General features: G+C 58.1%; 8 protein-coding genes. 2 read left to right on the top strand and 6 right to left on the bottom strand.

Annotated features, from left to right (window positions below; all coding sequences use genetic code 11):
- Positions 1-32 precede the first annotated feature (32 nt).
- A complete protein-coding gene (locus LPW13_RS13155; protein ID WP_230436035.1) occupies positions 33-1,886 on the top strand; it encodes a TonB-dependent receptor plug domain-containing protein in 1,854 nt (617 codons plus the stop codon).
- Positions 1,887-2,033: 147 nt separating this feature from the next.
- Complete coding sequence (gene cobO, locus LPW13_RS13150; protein ID WP_230436033.1) at positions 2,034-2,657, top strand: cob(I)yrinic acid a,c-diamide adenosyltransferase; 624 nt, start codon at positions 2,034-2,036, stop codon at positions 2,655-2,657.
- 150 nt (positions 2,658-2,807) lie between these two features.
- Here the strand turns inward: cobO and LPW13_RS13145 are convergent, their stop codons facing one another.
- The 6 genes from LPW13_RS13145 to LPW13_RS13120 all read right to left on the bottom strand — a co-directional run bounded on the left by LPW13_RS13145 (position 2,808) and on the right by LPW13_RS13120 (position 21,058).
- Positions 2,808-5,012 carry a TonB-dependent receptor gene (locus tag LPW13_RS13145; protein WP_230436032.1) on the bottom strand — a complete coding sequence of 735 codons (2,205 nt, stop codon included), beginning with the start codon at positions 5,010-5,012 and terminating at the stop codon, positions 2,808-2,810.
- Between the two features lie 492 nt (positions 5,013-5,504).
- Positions 5,505-6,992, bottom strand: coding sequence for a coniferyl aldehyde dehydrogenase (locus tag LPW13_RS13140; protein WP_230436030.1), 1,488 nt, complete (start codon positions 6,990-6,992; stop codon positions 5,505-5,507).
- A 152-nt stretch (positions 6,993-7,144) separates the two neighbouring features.
- Positions 7,145-16,534 carry an isopeptide-forming domain-containing fimbrial protein gene (locus LPW13_RS13135; RefSeq protein ID WP_230436028.1) on the bottom strand — a complete coding sequence of 3,130 codons (9,390 nt, stop codon included), beginning with the start codon at positions 16,532-16,534 and terminating at the stop codon, positions 7,145-7,147.
- A 72-nt stretch (positions 16,535-16,606) separates the two neighbouring features.
- Positions 16,607-18,865 (bottom strand): zinc metalloprotease, encoded by a 2,259-nt coding sequence (locus LPW13_RS13130; protein WP_230436026.1) that lies wholly within the window; start codon positions 18,863-18,865, stop codon positions 16,607-16,609.
- Positions 18,866-18,912: 47 nt separating this feature from the next.
- A complete protein-coding gene (locus LPW13_RS13125) occupies positions 18,913-20,226 on the bottom strand; it encodes an HlyD family efflux transporter periplasmic adaptor subunit (protein ID WP_230436024.1) in 1,314 nt (437 codons plus the stop codon).
- Position 20,227: 1 nt separating this feature from the next.
- Positions 20,228-21,058 carry an efflux RND transporter periplasmic adaptor subunit gene (locus LPW13_RS13120; protein WP_230436022.1) on the bottom strand — a complete coding sequence of 277 codons (831 nt, stop codon included), beginning with the start codon at positions 21,056-21,058 and terminating at the stop codon, positions 20,228-20,230.
- Between the last annotated feature and the right edge of the window lie 93 nt (positions 21,059-21,151).

The raw sequence follows: 21,151 nt of genomic DNA, 5'->3' as shown, positions 1-21,151 counted from the left end.
TCAATCGATCCTTATTTCAGATTGGGGCTCACATGCACAAGTTCTTATTCAGCAGTCTCGCCGGCGCCATCGCGCTGGCCGCGCAATCCGTTTATGCCGCGGAAAATCCGCTCGAACAGGTCAATGTGACCGGCAGCCGGGTAGAAATTCCCAGCGCCGAGAGCGGCGTATCGGTCTCCGTGCTCACCGCCGTGGAAATCGAGCAGCTTGGCTACAGCACCCTGTTGGACGTGGTGAAAACCCTGCCGGGGATCGCCGTCAGCAACAACGGCGGCCTGGGCAAAGTCAGTAACGTGTATGTGCGCGGCGAATCCGGTTCGCGCACCCTGGTGCTGCTGGATGGGGTCAACGTAGCCGACCCCACCAATACCCAGGTCACTACCCAGTTCCAGCACCTGCTGGCCAGTGACGTGGAGCGCATCGAAGTGCTGCGCGGCCCCCAGGGCATGATGTACGGCGCCGGTGCCGGCGGTGTGATCAATATCATCACCAAGCGCGCCGAACAGCCGCTGGAGCTACAGTTGAGCGGTGAAACCGGCCGTTACAATACCCAGCGCGCCCAGGCCGCCCTGCGCGGTCAGCAGGCCGGGTGGAACTACGCATTGAACCTGAGCCAGCTCGACAGCGATGGTTTCAATACCCGCGAGTCCGACACCACCGGTGAGCGCGATGGTTACGACAACCGATCCGTGAGTGCCCGCCTGGGTTACGCGTTCAGCGAAAACTTTTCTGTGGATGGCCAGATCCGCCAGATCGACGCAGAAACCGAATACGATAGCTGCTTTGCCCTCGTTGACCCCAACGATTGTCTGGATCTGTACACACAGACCAGCTACCAGCTGGGAGCGGACATCAAGGGTGCATACGCCGCGCACAACGTATCGGTCTCCAGCCAGGAACTGGAACGGGACAGCCTCACCGAGGGTGTCAGCAGCTACGCGGTGGAAGGCCGTATCGATGAACTGAATTACGCGGGCAATCTGGACCTCGACGCCGGCGCTATTTCCTGGGGCATGGACCTGGATCAGCAGGAAATTGAGTCCGTCAGCGATAGCCAGTCACTGGATATCCTCGGTGTCTACGGTGAATGGCGTGGCGATGTTGCCAGCAAGGTGTACTACACCGTCGGCTACCGTCACGACAGCCTGGAAGATGAAAATCACGATAGCTGGCGGGTCTCCGCTGCGGTACCGCAATTGATCGGCGACAACCAGCAGATCAAATACCGCGCCAGCGCCAGCACCGGCTTCCGTGCCCCCAGCCCCTATGAGGTGTCCACCAACCTGGTCAGCGAAGTGGCGCCCCTGGGACCGGAAACCAGCCGCGGCTACGAGCTGGGGGTGGAATACCGCTACGCCGATCTGCTGCAACTGGAAGTGGTGGCCTTTCAGCAAACCGTAACCGACGCCATCGTGTATGTCAGTGGTATCGGCACCGGTTGGGGCGCCTATGCACAGGATGATGGCGAAAGTGATTCCGACGGCCTCGAGCTTTCTCTCAGCGGCAAACTGGGCGAGCGCGGTCGCTGGTATGCCAATGGTACCTGGCTCGACAGTGAGGACAGTGCCGGTGAGCAACGTCTCAATGTGCCGCAAACCACCTACAACCTGGGCGCCAGTTACACCCTGCTGGAGGAGCGCCTGAGCATCTCCGGTAACTGGCGCCACCTGGCAGACCGCAACAGCCCCAGCACCGTGTATCTGGAGCCAGCAGTGGCACTGCAGAGTTACAACCGCCTGGACCTGAATGCCAAATACGCCTTCAGCGAGCGCCTGGCGTTTACCCTGCGCGGTGAAAACCTGTTGGATGAAGACTACCAGGAGGTCGCCGGCTTCCACACCACCGGCGCCGCCGTCTACGCCGGCATCCAGTACACCCTGCGCTAATTCCCGTCCCTGGGACCGCGGAGCGCCAGCTCCGCACAGCGGGCCGCAAGGCCCGCCCACTTTCTGCCACTCCTCCTACTTCCATCACCCCCTCTGTTATCCTTTCCACCTCATTTCATCCATACCCGATACTGGCCAGAAAAACTCATGACCAATCCAGAAAACAGCAAACAACAGCGCCACAAAAAGCGCATGCAGGCCCGCAAGGAAATCGTTGACTCCGGTGTGGCAAAAGCCCTCGAAGAACGCGGCATCGTCATCGTCTACACCGGTGACGGCAAGGGGAAAACCACCGCCGCCGTGGGCACCGTCACCCGCGCACTGGGCTATGGCTACAAAGTTGTAGTGGGCCAATTTATCAAGGGTGTGTGGGAGTGCGGGGAGAAAAACCTGCTCGGCCAGTTACCGTCTGATCAATATCCCCTGCAGTGGCATGAAATGGGCACCGACTTCACCTGGGAGACTCAGGATTTTGCAGCGGACAAGGCTGCGGCGGAAGCATTGTGGGAAAAGCTGAAAGCAGCGCTGGCAGATGAGAGCGTGTATCTGGTGGTGATGGATGAACTGACCTACGCGCTCAATTACAAATGGCTGGATAAAATGGAAGTGGTGCAAGCAATTGAAAACCGCCCGTCAGAGCAGAGCGTGATTATTACCGGACGCGGTGCTAAGCAGTATTTGATGGATATCGCAGATACGGTGACGGAAATGAAGTCGCACAAACATGCGTTTGAGAATGGGGTTTCTGCGCGGAAGGGGGTGGAGTGGTGACCACTTACATTACCCAGTAGCCAAGTGTACTGGCGGCAAGGTACCAGCTATGAGGGTGAGAGATGGGAAGAAAAAACGCCTCGGTTGAGGCGTTTTTTTGGGGGGGCGGCTGGCGCCGCATTGCGGAGCTGGAGCTCCGCGGTCCCGGGGTTACATTTTGTAGTTGAAGCGCAGGCCGGCGGTGCGGGGTTGGCCCCATACGCCGTAGCCCCAGTCGGCGCCCAGGGTATTCTGGTATGTGAAGTACTCTTCGTTGGCCAGGTTTCTGGCGAAGGCTTCTACGCTGTAGGTGTCGGTTGGCGAGTGCCAGGCGACTTTGGCATTTGCCAAGCCGTAGGCGCTCTGTCTGGAGTAGGGATCGTTTTCCACCTGCAGGTAGTGATCGTCCTGCCAGGCGTAGTCGCCCTGGAATACCAGTTCGCCGCTGTCGCCCAGACTCTGGTAATAGCGGGCCACCAGGTTGTAGGTGAAACCGGGCGCGGAGGGTAGTTCGTTACCGTTCAGGGTGTAGGCATCCCCGGCGACGTAGAACAGTTGCTCGGAATCAAAGTTGGTGTCGAGCCAGCCGGCACCGGCGATCACTTCGAAATTATCCGTGATCGGTGCGGTCAGTTCCACTTCGGCACCGGTACCGGTGACGTCACCGGCGTTGGTGATCACACTGCCGTCGGCCACGGTGAGGAACACCTGTGCCTGATAGTCTTCCACGGTGTAATGGAAGGCGGCGGCGTTCAGGCGGTAGACCTCGGCCAGGGTGGTTTTCAGGCCGAGTTCGAAGTTTTCGATACTCTCGGAGCCAACTGGCAGTGTTGCTTCCGGCGTTGAGTTGTAGCTACCGGAGAAGCCGCCACTTTTGAAGCCGGTAGAGTAACTGGCGTAGGCGAGGGTGTCTGGGGCCGGGCGCCAGTCGAGGCCGATACGGCCGGTCGTAGCGCTATCGCTCAGGTCGCCGGTGGCGTCAATCTCATCGTAAAAGCTCGGGCCGGCATCCTGGGAAAAGTCGCGCTCTTCCTCGGTGTAGCGCAGGCCGCTGACCAGGGTGAGGGTTTGCGAGAGATCGTATTCCAGTTGACCGAAAAGCGCCCAGGAGGTGCTGTCCAGAGTGACGATTTCCCGGTGCCACAAACCCTGTTCCGCCCAGTCTGCGGTGGTGGGTGCTTCCGTAGTCAGTCCGCGGTCATCCTTATAGTAGTAGAAACCCGTTACCCAGTTGGACTTCTCGGTGTTACCGTTAAGTCGAATCTCCTGCGTATATTGCTCGGCATCTACACCGTACTGCTCGTCAAAAAATATTACCGCCGTGCCATCACCGTCATCCTGCAGGAACTTGTCCAGCTCTTCGTAGGCGGTGATCGAGGTCAGGCTGAAGTTGTCGAAATCCCAGTTCAGAGTGGCCGATGTGCCGAAGGTATCGATTTCGGTGCCGAGTCCGTTGGCGGCACCGGTGGCGACATGCTCGGGATCGAATTTCCCGTTTACCGCTTCGGCACCGGTCATGTTAAAAGTTTCACTGGTACATTGACCGGACTGAATCGCGCCAATGCCGCAGGTCGGAGCGCCGGCGTCGACATTCGGGTCCGGGTCGGCGTATTCCAGGTAACCCATATGCGCAAAACCGACCGAGCTCTGATCGGCAGAGGCACCGTGTACATTCAACAACAGGCTGCCGCTGTCGGCGAGATCAAACTCGAGCTGGGTGCGGTAACCAAAGCTGTCGGTATCGTTGAGCTTTTCGCCGGTAACGGTGTTGGTTTGCCAGCCATCGTTATGGGTACTCTTGACTGCTACCCGACCACGGATACCGTCGCTCACCGGGCCACTGACGGTGCCTTCGATAATCCGCTCGGAATAACTGCCGTAACTGGCGCTGGCGGAAGCTTCAAAATCATCGGTGGGTTTGCGGGATACGTAGTGCACCAGGCCACCGGTGGTGTTGCGGCCGTAGAGCGTGCCCTGTGGGCCGCGCAGGACTTCCACCCGCTCCAGGTCGAACAGCTGGATTGCGGAACCTGCGGGGTTGCCGCGGTAGACGTCGTCTACATAGATGGAGACCGGCGATTCCCAGGAGTCGGAGAAATTCACCAGGCTGATGCCGCGCAGGCTGACGGAGGGGCTGGAGGCTTCGCCGAAGATGGCGAAGAAGTTCATATTCGGTACTTGCTGGGTGATATCCAGCCCTTCTTCAAATCCCATTTTATCGATGGCGTCGCCGGAAAAAGCGCTCACGGCAACGGACACATCCTGCATGGACTGTTCGCGTTTCTGTGCGGTGACGGTGACTTCTTCGAGAACGGATTGTTGGGAGAGGGCGGGTACGGTACCGAGTGTAGCGGTCAGTGCGATGGCGCTGGCCAACAGTTTGCGGCCCGACGGGTATGTTGTTTTTTGCTCTGCGTCAGAATGGTGAAGGCTGCTGCGATTTGGTGCAGTCATTTTTTTCTCCTTGTGATCGCGCGTGTTCCGTATATATCCGAGCTGGATTGCACGATATGAAAGCGGGCGTCTTTGCCCGGGATGCACGACAATGTTGCATTGCCGCGATTTGACTGGATGCGTTTAGTAAGGCGTCCAGAAAAAAGAGCGCCAGAATGACAGGGCTCTGGGAAAACCCTATCAAATATTACGGCTTGATCGCAATTTTGTTTCTAATGGGAGGGAAGAGGAGGGGCGGTGGTATCGATTCTTTCACCCTTCTGGGCGGGCAAGTACTGGGTATGAGTTTTCAGAACCGCTGTTGATACATCCCTGTACGCTGCGGCGGCGACGTCCCTGTCGCCGACGCTTCTGAAAACTCATACCCAGTACTTGCCCTTAACATCAGGGTATTTGACTCTGTTAAAAAGTGAATTACTTGGTCAAACGCAACATCAGCTTCATCATTTTGTCTGCGACCTTTCCATAGGGCGGCATCAACAGTTTCAAGGGATCCAGCGGGCCCTGATAGAACACCGGGCGCAGCTTGGAAAAAGTGATAAACCCCTCGTAACCGTGATAATGGCCCATGCCACTCTCTCCCACACCACCAAACGGGATATCGTGTTGGCCGACGTGCAGCACGGCATTGTTGACACTGACGCCACCTGACATCACATGGTCAATATAGTAATCGCGCAACGCTTTATCGTTGGTAAACGGATAAATCGCCAGCGGGCGGTCGCCGCGGTTGATGTACTCGGCCACTTCTTCACGGTTTTTGTAGGTCTTGATCGGCAGTAACGGACCGAAAACTTCCCGCTGCATGACTTCCATCTCTTCGCTGACATTGATCAACAGGTGGGCGGGGAATTTCTGGATGCTGTCGTCGCGGCTGCCCTGGCCATCGGTGAGATCGATGGCATTGGCACCTTTCGCGATTGCGTCATCGAGGGTTTTCCACAAGCGGTGAAAGGAAGTTTCATCGATCACTGCCGTATAGTCCGGGCTCTGGATATCCGGGTAGCGTTTCTTGAACACTTTCCTGGCCTTTTCCACGAAGGCATCCACCTTGTTTTCTGGCAGCAGCAGGTAGTCCACCGTGGTACAGATCTGTCCGGCATTGAACAGTTTCCAGAACAGTACACGCTCGCAGGCGGTATCAATATCAAAGTCGGGGCCGATAATCGCAGGAGACTTGCCTCCCAGTTCCAGTGTGACCGGTGTCAAATTGGCGGCGGCAGAAGCCATGACTTTGCGCCCGGTGTTACCCGAGCCGGTGAAGATCAGATGGTCGAATTTCAGTTTGGAAAATTCGATCCCCACACCGCCGGTTTCTTCGATAAATACCAGTTTGTCTTGCGGGAAGTAGTCCCCACTGATGCGTTGCAGTAATGCGGTGAGGTTGCGGGAGTTTTCCGACATTTTCACCATCGCCCGATTACCGGCGGCAAAGATATTGATCAGGGGGCCAAAGGATAGATTGACCGGAAAGTTCCATGGGACGATCACGCCGATCACCCCTAAGGGTTGTGGAATCACCCTGCTGGACGAGGTAGGGAATGCGGTGAAATCGGTATGGCGACGCTGTGGCTTCATCCATTTTTTAAGGCGCTTGATGGTGTCTTTGATACCGTCCAGCGCGGGGAAGATTTCTGCAAACAGGGTCTCGTGGTGAGAGCGGTTGCCGTAGTCGGCGCTGACGGCGCGCACGATCTCGTCTTGATGGTCGCGGATCATTTGCGCGAGGGACTTGAGATCTTTGACCCGTTCGTCATAGGTCGGGTTTGGAGCGGCCAGGTATGCCTTGCGCTGTTGCGCCAGCAGGGAGGAAAGTGCTATCTGATCGCCGGGTTGTTCGGACTGGATGGTCACTTCCTGCGTCACGGTTTGATCTTTATCATTTATTGTTCCGGTGCTCATCAGGGATTACCTTGGTTTCAATTCAGAGGCATGGATAAAGGCGTAAATAAAAAAACGGTCAACAGACACGGCAGCATAATGCAATTTCAGCCGTATTTGTTGACCGATGGTTTCAAGGTGTTGACCTTTTGTGCAGGAGAGCCTGCTTCAGTTCATTTTGCGTTTGACGCTACCTTCTGGTCATGGACCTCTTCCTGACCTTCCACTTCTTTCTGGCTGAGTTCCGCCAGGGCCAATAGCAGAGGAGATACCCGGGATTCATGCAATTCCCGGGTGATGTCATCCAGCTGCAGTTGCAGCTGGCTGCGTTCCACTTCCAGGTTCAGGGGCTCATTACCACTGGGTGTGGACTGGAATGGCGCTGGAAGAGGCTCTACGCCCGGTGCGAATCCGGGTGCCCCGGCCGGTAGTTCCGGGCTGGCCGCCGGGCGCTCAAACTCGCCAAACAGGGAGTTGGCGCGGTAGCGCCCGGTGTCGTCATCCATTTCCAGCGGGCTGGATTTTGCGCCATCGCCCCGGTCGCTGGTATCGATACTCAAGTCGTTTCCGAATACCCGCGACCAATCGTTGGGGTAGTAAGCGCCATCCACCGGGCCGAAGGCGGGATCGTAATTGCCGCCATTGCGGCCACCCTGCAGGTTGGCTGCGATGTCCTCGGTCTCTTTGGAAATCAGCCGGCCGTGCAGTTCCGGTGCCTGTCGCTCCCATTCCCGGGGCGGGTAAATGTAATCCTGATGGAGTTGCGACAGGGTGATGTTGTCCACAAGCACATCGTTGTTGATCTTGGTTTCGTCAGTATCGATATTGTCTTCGGGGTTCTGGTCCGGGCCGTTATTGTCATCATCGGTAATGGTGGCGGTATTACTGGTCTGCTGGATTTCGACATCCAACGGATAGTCCACGATAACCGCAAAGGTAATGCTGCCTTGTTCACCCGGCGCAAGTGATCCCACATCGAAGGTGAATGTATCACCGTTCTGCACCCATCCAGGCGTGGAGTTGGCGGCATCGAAGCTGGTGTTGGGGGGCAGGGTTTCGGTGATCACGACACCGGTAGAGGTGGCGTTGCCGCGGTTGCCGTATTCCAGGGTGTAGACAACGGATTCGGTGGGGCGCGGTTCCACACCCTTGTCGTCCTTGTCGATATACAGATCCACGAATTCGACGAAGAATTCTTCACTGTCCTGGTTATTCTCCGGCACACGGTCCTTGCCATTTTCCCCGTCGTCGTCCACCACCACCGTGTTGATCTGGGGCGCTATGTCCGCGGGTACGGATTCCGCCACTACGGCAGACAGGGTGAGCGAAGCACTCTCACCGGCGGCGAGATCGCCGATATTCCAGGTGACTGTGCCTGCTTCCAGGTCGATCACCCCGCCATTGCTGGCTGTGAAATCCGTAAACAGCGCAGTGTCAGGCAAAGTATCCGTCACCACCACCCCGGTGCCGTCCTGAGTGCCCTCATTGCTGACTTCAATGGTCCAGCTGATGGGATCACCGGGGTGAGTGGGATCATCGAAGTTCTCGATTTTGTCGACTACGTAATCCACGTAGGTGATATCGAAGTCTTTACCATCGCTGTTGTTGTCCGGTGTCGGGTCTTCCCCGTTGTTTCCATCGTCGTCGACGGTCACCGAGTTGGTCTGGGTGGGGATGGTTTCGGGCACGGAATCGTTGATCACCGCGGAAATAGTGAAGGTGAACGAATCGCCCACGGCCATATCGCCAATTTCCCAGGTGACGGTGCCGGCTTCCAGATCAATCACACCACCGTCGCTGGCGACAAAGTCGTGGAACAGGCTGGTGTCCGGCAGGGTGTCGGTAACGACTACCCCGGTGCCGTCCTGGTTGCCCTCGTTGGAGACGGTGATGGTCCACTCGATGGGATCGCCGGGGTGGGCGGGATCGTCGAAGTTTTCTTCCTTGGTGATGACGTAATCCGGACGACCATCGATGGGCGTGTTGTCATCGTTGTCGTTATCGTCGGGATCCTGTTCCGGGCCGTGTTCACCATCGTCTTCGATACTGGTGAAATTATTGGTCTCCTCCACACCCGCGGGCAGTGGATCGACGATGGTGACGGCGAACTCGACAGTGCCGGTTTCGCCGGCGGCGAGGTCGCCAACGTCGAAGCTGAAGGTGCCATCGCCGTTGTCCACCCAGCCGGCGGTGGATGCGGCCGCATCGAAGCTGGCATATTCCGGCAGGGTTTCGGTGATCACCACACCGGTGGCATCGGCGGTGCCGTTGTTGGCGTAGTTGAGGGTATAGACCACGGCATCGCCGGGTTCGGCGGTGATACCGCCGTCATCCTTGACGATGGCGAGGTCGATATATTCGATATCGAAGTCCTCTTCGTCGGTATTGTTTTCCGGCGTCGGGTCTTCGCCGTTTTCGCCGTCATCTTCCACGGTGACCGAGTTGGTCTGGGTGGGGATGGTCTCGGGCACGGATTCGTTGACGACTGCCGACAGTGTCAGGGTGATGGAGTCACCGGCGGCCAGGTCGCCGATTTCCCAGGTGACGGTGCCGGCGGCCAGATCGATCACGCCGCCATCGCTGGCGACAAAGTCGTGGAGCAAACTGGTGTCTGGCAGGGTGTCGGTGACCACCACACCGGTACCGTCCTGGTTGCCCTCGTTGGATACTTCGATGGTCCAGCTGATGGTGTCGCCGGGATTGGCTGGATCGTTGAATTCCTCGATCTTGTCGATGACATAATCCGGCGTGGCGATGATGGGAGTGACATCGGTGTCGGTGTTGTTTTCGGGCGTTGGGTCAGCGCCATCGTCTGTGTCGATAGAGACGGTATTGGTCGTCTGTTCTACGCCGGCCGGCACCGGATCGACGATGGTGACAACGAGCGTGGTACTGCCAGTGGCGCCGGCTGCAACGGTGCCGACGTCAAATGTCAGGGTGTCGCCATTGAGAGTCCAGCCGGGGTTGTCGGCGGGGTCGAAGGTGACGAAGTCCGGCAGGGTTTCGGTAATCACCACGTTGGTGGCATCGACCGTGCCGGTGTTGCCGTAGTCGAAGGTGTAGGTGACTTCTTGGCCGGGCACGGCCGGGTTGGCCTCATCGATACCGCCGTCATCCTTGTTGATAAACAGATCGAAGGCTTCGATTTCGGCGGTGACTTCGTCGCTGGTTTCGTAGTCGTCCAGGTCACCGCCTTCACCGTCGGCACCGGTGCGCTCGGCGGGGTCGTCACCGTCGATGCTGGTCCAGTCGACGGTGGTGTTGTTGGTCGTACTCTGGCCGACGGCGGCGGGGTCAGAGGTCACCTGAGCGTCGATGGTAATGGTGATTACGGTAGTGCTGTCGATCACGCTGATATCCAACAGCAACAGGTTGTCGGTGGAGCTGTCGATCACCTCCGGCGAGCCGCCGGTAACGTCTATCTGTACGTCGTTCACGCCGGACAGGTAGGGAGGCAATGCGTCCGCAATATGCACGTTGTAGGCATCGGCACCGCTGCTCGGGTCCAGTTGCACGGTGATCTGATATTGGGCGGTTCCGCCGAGTGTCAGCGGTGTGGGGCTGAGCAGTTCTTTGTCGACGACTACTTCGGGTTCCACCAGATCGACGGTAGCATCGTCGCTGATCTGGCCTTCGAACCCGGGCGTGTCGGCGTCGGTGTCGTAGTTGAGGGTGGCCTCGTTGGTCAGGGTGGTGCCTTGTTGATTGTCGACGACATTGGTAACACGCAGCCGGTAGGTGAAGGTGACGGTTTCGGTGGTGCTGTTGTCGGTATCGGTATTCACCAGGGTACCGAAATCGAAAGCGACGGTATTGCTACCCGGGTCGTTAATGACTGTGATCTGATCGAAGTCGATATTAATCGCGTCCGGGTTGTTGGCGGTAACGCTGACCAGGTCCACGAACTCGAAGCCGGGGCCATAATTGTCGAGGATCTCGCCGATCAGTGTGGCCTCGGGCAGGGTCAGCACCGTTTCGAAGGTGACGATTTCGCCAATGGTGGCTTCGGTGTCATCGTTGAGACTGTCGTTCTGGCTGGTGGAAACCAGGTTCTTTTCGATCAGCGGGTCCGGCACCGACAGCAACGCGTTGTCGCTGTTTGCGTAGTCGTTGAGGGCGCCGCCCTCACCGTCGGCGCCGGTGCGCTCGTTGTCGTCCTCACCATCGAGACTGGTCCAGTCGACGCTGGCGGTGTTGTCGACGGTGCTGCCGGCGAGCGCATTGGTGAGCGAGCCGCTGACAGTAATGGTGACGGTACTGCCCGGTACCAGGTCCAGTTCCGCCTGCGGATTCAGCACCAGTTCGTTGCCGACGATTTCAAAGTATCCCGAGATGTCCGTCGTTTCCGCGTCGGTCTGCAGGATTGCGATAAATGTGGCATTCACCAACCCGTCGGGCAGCGGATCGTTGAAGCTGATGTCGTAAGCGGTGGTGCTGCTGCCGTCGTCGGGATTGGTGACGGTAATGGTGTATTCGACCGGGTCGCCGTTGTCGGCTTCGGTGACGTTGACGGATTTGTCGATCTGCAACTGTGGTTCGATCACAGTGATGGTGGTGCTTTCGGTCACCTGACCGTCGTCGGGGTCGGTATTGGTGCCGTTGCCGTTCAGATCCCAACGGAATTCCGCCTCGTTGGTCAGTTCCACACCAGACTGGTTGCTGTCCACATTCAGGACGCGCACGGTGTAGACAAGCCCCACCAGATCCGCTTCGTTGAGGCCGTTATTGCCGCCGATATTGATCAGGTCGGCGGTGCCGAAACTGATCTCGCCGGTGGCGCCCGCTGCCGGCGGAGTGAAGACCACACTGCTGGGATCGATATCTTCGCCGATATAGATTTCGTCGAGGCTGACGAACTCCACTCCTTCGGGCAGGGTGTCGAGGATCTCCGCCATGGGCGCACTGCCCTCGGGCACCAGGAAGGAGGCGAAATAGGTCACCAGCTCACCGATCACTGCCTCTTCGTTGCCGTTGTAATCGTCGTCGATGGAACTGCTGACCACGACTTTGCCGGCCTCCACCGGATCCACCGTGAAATTGGTGGTGCCGCTGGTTTCGTAGTCGTTGAGACCGCCGGGACCGTCGGCGCCGGTGCGCTCGTTGGGGTCATCGCCGTCGATGCTCTGCCAGTCGACGGTGGCGGTATTGGAAACTTCGGTACCGGCGACCACGGTGCTGATCACCTGTGCATCGACCACGATGGTCAGCGTCGCGCCCTGTGGCAGGTCGAAGGTCGCGCCGGGAATGGTTTCCACGGTGTTGCCGGTGACCTGGAAGATACCGGTAAGGTCGGTGTCCATTCCGTCGACCGTCAGTATGGCGCTTTCCAGTGCCACATTGGTCAGCTCCGGCGGCAACGTATCGCTGAAGGTGGCATCGAAGGCGTCGGTATCGGAGAAGCCGGTATGCGAGACGACGATGGTGTATTCCACCAGGTCGTTCGCGTCGATGCGGCCGAGGCTCTCGGTCAGCGATTTCTGCACCTGCAGATCCGGTTCGATCACGGTGACATGGCTTGCGGATGCCTTGCCGTGGCCAGTGGGGTTGTCCACGCCGTCGGCGGTATCGTCCCAGAAAAACTGTGCGCGATTGTTGAGTTTGTCGCCGCTCTGGTTATCGGCGACATTCTGCACCAGCACCTGGTAGGTGATGGTAATGGTCTCGTCGGTGGTGTTGTCGCGGTTGCTGTTGGTCAGGTCGCCGAGATCGAAAGTCACCTTCTGGCCACTGACCGTACCGTCCAGGGTGTTCAGGTCCACCGTGGAGTCGATGTCACCGGAAAAATCGACACTGGTAACCCCGATAAATTGCAGCCCGGTATCCAGGGTGTCCACCAGGCTGGCGCTCGGGGTTTCGCCCTCGGCGATGGTCAGCGTTACCGAGTAGGTGATTACCTCGCCGATCACCGCCTCGTTATTGGCATTGGTATCGGAGTTGATACTGGTGCCGACCAGGGTTTTCTCCACGGTATTTTCGCGGATCGAGACCAGCGCATCGTCCTGCCAGTTGATATTGGAATTGCCTTCTGTGTAGTCGTTGCCGCCGTCGAGGGCGCCGTAGGCTTCCAGCTGCGCGGTATTTTCTATTTGCTGATTGGGCTGCACATCGTCGGTGGCCACCAGGTCGTAGGTGATGACAATGACGTTGCTGCCATCGGTGGTGGGACCGGTATCGGGATCGCGGCCCTCGTTGAGGGCGCCCTCGTCGGCGGATGGGTCGTCCAGGGTGATGCCGCCGCTGAACAGGTCGCCGCTGTAACTCACCGGTGTGCCGTTGCCGGTGAACACCTGCAGGTTGAGGCCACCGCTGGGAATTTCGAAGCCGTCGGGTAGCGTGTCGCTGATGGCAATATTGAAGGCATCGGAGCTGCCGGAGTTTTCCACCACGATGGCAAAGCGAACCGTGTCGCCGGCGTCCACGTTGCTGAGGTCGGAGTCGATCGGTGTGGTGTCGAGGTTCTGGCTGGTGATGTCGCCGCTCCAGGGCGCACTGCCATTGTCGGGACTGCCGGCGGGATCAAAGGCCACCGGTCCGGGGGGCGTCGGATCGAGTTGGCCATTCGGATCATCGGTGGAAATCACGCCCTTGGTGACGTCGATCGACGGCGACAGTACCTGCACCAGAGTACCGTCGGGGTCCAATACGGTGGTGGAATTGGTGCTGTCGATACTGACCGAGGCCATATTGGTCAGGAAAAGGCCGTCGGTAAACGGCACATCCTGCACCTCCACGGTAAACAACAACTGCACGGTGCCGCCTGCGGAATTGAGCTGTTCGACAGGATCGAAGGTCCAGGTAATGGCGTTGTTGGCGGTGTCCGCGCTGGTGGTGACATTGTCGCCGTCCAGGTAACCGTCGGGCCAGTTGCCGAAGTCGGTGCCCGGGCCGAAGCCCCACTGGTTGACGCCGGGGGTGGTGGCGCCGTTGCCGGTATCGACAAAAATGGGCGCTATCGCCTCGAACACCGGCTGCGGCAGGTAGTCCGTAATCGACATTCCCAGGGTATCGAGTGTCGCCAGCTCAAGCGTCAGGGCAAAGGTTACGGCATCGCCGACGCGGATCTCGTCAAGGTCATTGGGGTCGGTACTGCCGTTGACGGCATAGACGCTTTTGTCCGAATCGGCCCCCTCGATAGTGATCTGTTCTGAGCTGCTGTTGTCCACCGCTTCGCCGTTAGCGGAGGCGGCATTGGCATCGATGGTGGCCTGGTTGCCGATGACATCCAGTGAGTTCACTGCTTGACCGGTGGCGAGGTATTGCTCGCGGATGGTGGCCTCGTAGGTGACCACAATGGTCGTGGTGCCGTCCACGATGCTGTCGGCGAACAGGTCTCCGTTGAGGCTGCCGTCGCTGATGCCCAGGTCGATCAGCTCCTGGGATATATCGATGTTGATGGTGGTCTCGCCGCTACCACCGTCCTCGCTGACGGTGGCGTTGTCGGTACTGGAGGGGCCGTAGGTGGTGCCGTTGTAGAACAGCTCGATGGTGATCGAGCCTTCGTCTATCTGCAGGCCGTCGCCGAGTATGTCCGACAGCACCAGGTCCTCCAGCTGCATATAGTCGGAGACTTCGACGGTCAGGGTATATTCCAGCCCGTCGCCGGGGGTGAAGCCTTCCGCGCCGGTATCGTTGACCAGGACCACGTCTTTCTGCACCGCGGTGGCGGTGGCGGTGATGGTATCGGTGTCGTCGTCGCTGATTTCCTGTTCCTGATATGTGCCGGTGATGGAGGCGGTGTTTGTTACCGCGTCGTTGGCACCATCGTTGATCACGATAGGATCGCCATTGGCATCTACGTCCGGCACATAGCCGGTGTAGGTAATAACGATATCGTTGTCGGCGAGTGTGCCTTCTACCGGGTTGAGGAATTCGACCACCAGTTCCGCGTCGTTGTTGGCGCCTTCCGGTGGTTCGGTAACCGTGTAGTCAACGCCTTCCTGTAACACATTACCGGCGGAGTCGCTGACCACCACAGTGCCCGGCATATAGTAGAAGTTGTTGGGCACCTGCTCGGTTACCACCAGGTTTTCGATGGTGGACATATTGGCGATATCCACGGTCACGGCCCAGGTCACCGGTTCACTGGGGCCGGTGACAGTTTCGCCGTCATCGCCGATGGAATCGTTGTCGCCGTCGCCGTCCCGCGCTTCCTTGTCCACCTTCATTACCGTGGGGGTGATGCTGGTTTCTATCTCACTACCAGTGATGGGTGGATCAATATCCGGGTTGTTCAGCGGATCGTTGCCGTACATAAACCCTGGGCGCGCATAGACCGGAATGGGTACGCCCACCTCGGCGCCGGCGGCTTCGTCGAGCAGTATCGAGACGGTGAATTCGTAGGCCGGCTGGTCCTCAGTGAAGGAACCGAATGGCAGTTCGACGGCGTACCAGGTGGAGCCTTCCGGGCCCACTGGTGGCAGCGGAATGGCACCGGTCTGGTTGAGATCGTAGGGATGGTACTCTAGCGGGTTGCCGTTGCTGTCCACCCACTGTCCGTTCTCTACGGTATAGGTTTCAAAGCTGGCGCCCAGCAGCCCATCCACGCTTTGGACTTCGATCCCCGGACCCACAACCACATCCATAAACGGCCCGTAGCCGGTATCAGAACTGTTGTTTTCAAATACGAAATTCACCTCGGTGGTTTCGTTGATGAAGTCTTCCGATGGGGCATCCACCGTTGCGGTAGGGTTCGCCACCATCAGTGCTTCCCAGCTGCCCTGCAGCAGCTTGGAAAACACGATATCGGTTTCCACTTCGCCTTTCTGTTGCTCCAGCTCCCAGTCGCCGCCGCGCAGGGCGCTGCCGGTCGCATCGTCGGAGGCGGCCACATCGGCATTGGTCAGTTGCGCCAACTGATCGATAAAGTTTTCGCCGGTCTGGCTATAACCCGTACTGCAGCCGTACAGCAGGATATCGGCATTTTCGCTCAGTCCGGCTGACCAGCTTTGCAGCTGAGCGCGGTGGCTGTCTGCATCGGACGCGGTGAGGGAAGTCAGGGATAGTTCTTCACCACCGACATCAATACCGCCAGCGCCACCGTGAGAAATAATGTGAACCGCATCGAATGCAGTGCCGGACGCTGTGCTGATTTTCTGCAGCAGGCTGGTGACTGTTTGCAGGCTGTCATCCCCGTCCAGTGTCAGTAGGGTAATGCTGCGCTCGCCGATGGTGATCTGTGTGCTGTCTTCATGGTGGGTGACCGAATCTGCCTGCTGCAACAGATCATCCACCAGTGACTGGGCGTCATCCAGTTGTAAATCGATCACCACCAGTTCCTGACGGGGGGGATCGGAATCCTGATCGCTGTTGATGGCCGAGGGTTCGCTGTTCTCGTTCTGCTTTTTCTTGTCTGCAGTTTCTATCGTTACCGCAGTATCTCCGTCGTCAGTATTGAATCCCGCGGAACCCGGCCCGGAATCCCCGTTGTGCTGGCTCACATCTGCCGCCACCGAGGCATCCAGCAATACCCGCTTTTCCAGTGAGCGACGCAGGCTGGTGAGTTGGCGGCCGTGCAGGTTGATGGCCTGAGCCAGGGATGATCTGGAAAACTCGTTGAGTTCCATGGGGTACCTCGTTCCTTGTGGCTTTCTCGGCGGCATTCCTGGCCGCTCGGAAAAATTAACTGTGCGCGACGGTCAAACGCCGCTTTCCCGGATCACGACACCCGCAATCCGGTCCGTCAGTAGTTTCAGTAAACTCACTGGTTCACCAAACAGCACCAGGTGTCCGGTGCGTTGTGCGGTAGAGAGCATTTTTTCTCCGTCGTTAGCGATGGAGAAATTCACCAGGTGCAGCGCTTCTGCACTGCGCTCAGGGTCGTCCGGCAGCGTCTGCAGTGGGCCACCGTAATCGGATGCCAGTGCGGGGTCCTGAATCTTGCGTGAGGCGATCTGGTCTACGCTACTGACGGTGACAGCAACCGGTTGCCAGCCTCCGTCCAGAAACAGGCGGCCGTACATCGGGTTATTTTCGCGTGGCGTCAAGCGTGTGATTTGCTGAGAGCGGCCGTAGGCACGCCCGCGCAATGTGGTGCGATCGACGATAGTAATAAACGGTTGATTGAGATCCAGGTACTGGCCGCTATGCAAGCCGGGAAGAATCCAGTCCACATGACCGGATACCTTGGCGATGATTTCCAGCTGTTGTTTTTCTGTATGCAAGGTTCGCAATAGCTGCTGTTTACTGAGCAGATCCTGCAGGTACACACCATCCAGGGCGTCCAGGCTTTCTGCAAAGCCGTCGCTATCCTGGCGCCGTTGCAGAAGTTGCAGCTCCTCTTCGGTACGGGCAATGCGATAGTCCAGCTCCGGGTCTTGCAGGCGTGCGATCACGGCGCCAGTTCGGATTTCACTGTCCGGTTTCAGGTCCAGGGATTCCAGTACAGCCCCTGCCGGCGCCATCACTTTCTGGCTATCTGCAAAGAAGGTGCTGGCGGGGAGTTGCACCGGCCACGGCAGAGGGATCAGCAGCAGCGCTGTGAGCACTGTCAGTGCACCGAGAAACTTCGGGTTGAGCAGGCGAAGGTAGTTTGTCACTTTCTGCAGTGGAGACATTCCGTTACTTTCTACCGTCTCATTTTCGCTGCCTGGTGATGGTCTCTGATTCGAATTTTTACGCATGATTGGCCGCTTATCCTGCTCCTTGAGGAAATTGATAAAGGCAAGGGTTTCCCGAACACTGGGAACTACTAGCAGCAGCCCCACACAGATCAGAAGGATCAACACTCCGGCGGCCTTGAACAACAGCTGGTAGGCGGCATAGCTGATCAGCATGAAGACCGATATACGATAGAGCAGGCCGGCAATGCCAAACAGGATCAATAGTTTCTGTCGACGATTGGTCGGCGGCGTTGGCTGACGCACCAGCACCCCCCAGGCCCACTGGCGTAAGGTCGAAGTAGCGGTCTGTTGCAGGTTTTTTTCTCCTGTGAAATCGCTCAGCAGGTAATAGCCGTCGAACTTCATCAATGGGTTGGCATTGATCAGCAGCGTGGTGATCAGAGAGGTGGTGAAAAGGTAAAATGCCAGGGATCGCATAGAGCCGTCGTCCAGCAGGCACCAGGTTGCCGCCGCGGCCACTCCGAGTGTTGCCTCAAACAACACGCCACCGGCGGAAATATGCAGACGTGCGCGTCGTGGCAAGCGCCAGGCATCGGTGATTTCACTGAACATGATCGGGAACAGTGCGATCAATCCAACGCCGATGCTGTTGGCGCGCACGCCGTACAGGCGCGCGACACTGGCGTGGCCCAGTTCGTGGAACAGACTCAGTAGCAGGTAGCAAAGGAAAAATGTCACCGCACCTGCGGCGTTCCAACTGGCACTGAAGTAGGCGAGAAACTCTGGCCAGTGCTGCCCGATTGAGAGTGCAGAGGCAATTGCAACCAGCCCCAGAAAAGCGTAAAAGGCCGGATAAGCGGTGCAGCGGGCCAGGGGACGTAACAGGTAGCTGCTCAGGTTGGGAATAAAAAGTGGCCTGCGCCAGAATACGGTTTTCTGCAGTGTTTGCAGACGTTGCTGTTGTAGATTGATGCTCGCGAGTTTCCGTTCAATTTCCTTACTACTGCTCTGCAGTAGTTCATTGTCCTTGACGAAGCGGGCCACGGCCTCCACTTCTTCGGCGCTGATGGCACAGCCGTGATCGCGCGCGATACGATTGGCAATGGCTTGCGGGCTTCTGAAGTGCCAGTAGTGCAGTACCAGTAATTCCAGCTCTCCGAGCTCGAGATACTGACCACGCAGGGGATCGTACAGCATCCAGGTGGTATTGCCCTCGCTTTCGCGCACCGGGTGGAACTGCAGGTCACTGCGCAATGGCGGTAGCGCTCGCTCCTCGATATCAGAAGTGCGAGTGTCCGGTGGCTCTGTGGTAGTGGCGGAACACTGGGGTTGCACGGTTACCTCTTTTTACCTCTACCTCTTTGCTTGCCTTGCATGCACGCCTAGATACCAACCCAGCGGCGGGCGCTGGCCAGTGGTCGGCGCAACAGGTAATAGACAAGGGGAACGCGCGTACCGTAGATGCGGGCGTGACCGCGAGTATTGATCCGGATCTGTGCCCGGTCTTGCTGAATACTGGCCAGCAGGCGATAGCTGGCGGGGAGGTTCTCGCCCTCGGCAGTAAGCAGGCTGTGGTAGCGCAATTGCCCCCTGATCGGCGAGAGTGGATCTGACTCGGCGTAAAATACCGTTTGGGCATTTTTTGGTAACGGAATGGCGTCTGCTGTGGGCAGATCAATCTGGATCTGTCGTGCGTGGGGCTGAACGATCTCCATCACTTTTTCGCCGGCGTAGATACGGCGGCCGATCCAATCGGAAGGGTCCGTATAGATGGCCACGCCCGTTGCCGGTGCTTTCACCCGGGTTTTGTCCAATAAGGTTTGCTGATAGCTCAGGTCAAGATTGCGGATGGAAAGATCGGTTTCTGCTTGTGCCAGTTTGTGGCCAGCCGCGGCCTGCTGGAAGTTGTACTGACGGGTCATGCGCAGGCGCTCCCGATACAGCGCAATCTCCTGCTGTACGCGATCAATCTCTGCGGTGACTTCAGCGTCTTCCAGGGTGAAAAGCAGTTGCCCGTTTTGTACCTTCGCATTGGGAGGGATATTGATCTCGCGGATCACGCCATCGGTGCGTGCGGAAACAATACGTGGCTCGATCGCCGCCAGTGTGGCTGGCGCGAGTACGCTCTGGCGTACCGGGATCAGGCAGATTCCGGCAAACACTGCGGCCAGAATCAGAGGTCGACGTGCGCACAGACGACGCAGGGAAAATCGGCGCGCGCCGCGCAGTGCCAGTAATGCCTGCTGAACCGAGTCCGCCAGCTCGCGCACTATTTCCTGCTCCTGTTGGGAAAAAGCTTTGGCCCTCAATAAAGCAAGGCATCCCTCTTCCCCATTCCGTCCCAGTGGTATCAATATTAAGTGGTGTGCTTCCTGTGCCTTTTGATCGCCGTCTTTTGGTGCTGCAGTGGAGAACTGGACTTGCAGCAGCCGCTGTTTTTTGGCGGCTGCAAAGTGTTTTTGCACCTGCCGACGCCAGCGGACCGCTTCGCTACTGGTCGCATCAATGGTGGTGACATTGGATGCTGCAATGAGTTTTAAGTTGGCGCCAGAAAAAAACAGGCAGCTGTCAAACTTCAACAGTTGCTGACTGTCACTACAGGTTATGCGCGCGATCTGTTGCGCACTGGTTGCAGTACGCAAACTTTTCTCGATCGCGAGAAAGCTGTTGAGTTTTTCCAGGAGCCTCGCATCCATATCAATTGGCCCCCTGGGTTTTTGGGGCCGGTTTGGCGGTGCCGTCGGCGAGAAGGTCTTTGGCTTTATCGCGCATGGTAAAACGCGCTTCCCCGCTCATGCCGGAGATCAGCAGATCCGGTGCGGAGATACTTGCGGTTTCTTTTTCGATATGCCCGATCACCCGTACCGTGCGGGTCACCGGATCCACTACCGGAACAATGCGTTTCAACGTGGCCGTGTACTGATGACCGGTTTCGTTGATGGCTACGGAGAATTGATCGCCAATGGATATTTTCTCCAGCCAGCCCGAGGGAATAATCGCTTCCACTTCCAGGCCGCGGTTGTCCACCAATTCGAGCAGCGGCGCGCCTACATCCACCCGTTGGTGTGGCTCGACGCTGCGGCTCACCACAAAGCCATCAAACGGCGCGCGCACGGCACAATAGCCATTGCGATGGGTGAGCACCTTGGCCTTGGCGGTGGCCTCTGCCAGCTGTGCTTCGCTCTGCACCATTTCCAGTTCACTGATATTGCCACCGAGCTGACGCAGGGAAATATTGGCTTCCAGTTGTCGGCGGGCCAGCGCCTGTTGGGATGCGGCGCCTTCGAGTTCTGCCTCGAGTTCGGTGCAATCAAAGCGCGCGAGCAGTTCGCCTTTTTCAAAACGGTCGCCGGCTCTTACGCGGACCTGTGTAAGTCGGGCGGCCAGTTCACTGGAGAGCTGTACGCGGCTGAGCGCATTGAGTTTGGCGGGCGCGCTTTGCGAGGTTTCTGCCAGCACCTGGCTACACAGCGGGAGCAGTCCCAGTATCAGGGTTACCAGCAGGCGAGGGCGCAATTGGGGGTGCATTCGGACTTGCATATGGGGTACCACGAAACCATCTACCACAAAGTTTTATTGCGCCCGGGGCCACCCGGGCTGCTTCGGAGCGTTCCTCGGCCT

Origin of the sequence: Microbulbifer celer (assembly GCF_020991125.1) — a bacterium.
GTDB classification, from domain to species: Bacteria; Pseudomonadota; Gammaproteobacteria; order Pseudomonadales; family Cellvibrionaceae; genus Microbulbifer; species Microbulbifer celer.
The sequence above is the reverse complement of the archived record's forward strand: the minus strand, read 5'-3'. Positions and strand labels throughout refer to the sequence as shown.